The organism is Aetokthonos hydrillicola CCALA 1050, assembly GCF_017591665.1.
In the GTDB taxonomy this organism is placed as follows: domain Bacteria; phylum Cyanobacteriota; class Cyanobacteriia; order Cyanobacteriales; family Nostocaceae; genus Aetokthonos; species Aetokthonos hydrillicola.
In genome coordinates, this window is record NZ_JAAKGC010000429.1 from 1 (window position 1) to 1,194 (window position 1,194).

General features: G+C 35.3%; 1 protein-coding gene. It reads left to right on the forward strand.

The features are described 5' to 3' along the window. Positions 1-66 precede the first annotated feature (66 nt). Complete coding sequence (locus G4P69_RS38555; RefSeq protein WP_208344758.1) at positions 67-1,173, forward strand: IS630 family transposase; 1,107 nt, start codon at positions 67-69, stop codon at positions 1,171-1,173. The last annotated feature ends 21 nt before the right edge of the window (positions 1,174-1,194 follow it).

Consider the following 1,194-nt stretch of genomic DNA (forward strand, 5'->3'; position numbering starts at 1 on the left):
GTAAGCTGCTGCGCAGCTTGATTGTATAATGTGGGATTAAGTAAACAAGCGATCACTACTCGACATATGCCAGCAAAAAACCATCTCTCTCAAGAGCAGAAGGAGAGGCTATTAAAAACGTTAAAAGAACACGATAATTCTTATGTAAGAGAAAAAATTCTAATTTTATTGTTGATGAACGATGGAAAGACTTATCAAGAGATTAGTGATTTTTTAGATATTGCATATCCCACAGTGGCATACTGGGCAGTTCACGGAGACCCAGATAACCTAGAAAGCTTTTTGGATGGAAGAAGAGAGGGTAACTTTCGTAAAGTGACTAAAGAGTATGAAGATTTACTATTAGAAGTTATTGAAAATGAGCCAACAGAATATGGATATGAATTTGGTCGATGGACAGCAGCAAGGCTAGCAACATATCTAGAAAAATCAACAGGAATTAAGTTAAGTGGCTCTCAGGTTAGGAGGGTATTAGAGCGAAAAAAGTACGTTTACCTCTGGGCAAAATACAGCCTGGAGGACAAACAGAACCCTGAAAAACGTAAGGCATTTAAAGAAAAACTTAAAGAATATTTAAGAATAACGAAAGAAACCCCAGAGCGTTTACAGGTGTGGTTTTGGGACGAAAGTGGATTTAGTTTAAGAGTTATAAGAAGAAAAAATTGGGGGAAGAAAGGTACACGAAAAAAAGTGGCAGGACAAAGGAGAAAGGGAAGAGTAAATATTATGGGTGGTTTACGTTACCACGATAAAAAGAGAATTAACTTCGTTATTAAAAAAGGAAATGCAGATGTATTTTACGAACAGATTAAGTCATTGAATAATTTTCTAATACAAGAATGGATAGAACAAGGGAATACAATTGATAATTTCTACACAGGTTCAGCGAAAATAGTTATTATCTTAGATAATGCTAGCTTCCATAAAAGGAAGGATGTTTTAGATAAAATCGAAGCGGAAATGCCGAATATTATCCTGGAATTTTTACCGGAGTATAGTCCGGATTATAACTTGATTGAATTAGTTTGGCATTCTGCAAAAGAATATATCGCTCACAGATTATTCGAATCAGTATCTCAGCTAGAAGAGCTGTTAATTCGATTGCTTAATGAAGGTGGTCTTATTATTAAGTGGGAACGAAAGATTAAAAATAAAGGTAACGCGGTATATTAAATTTAGCTGCGCAACAGCTTA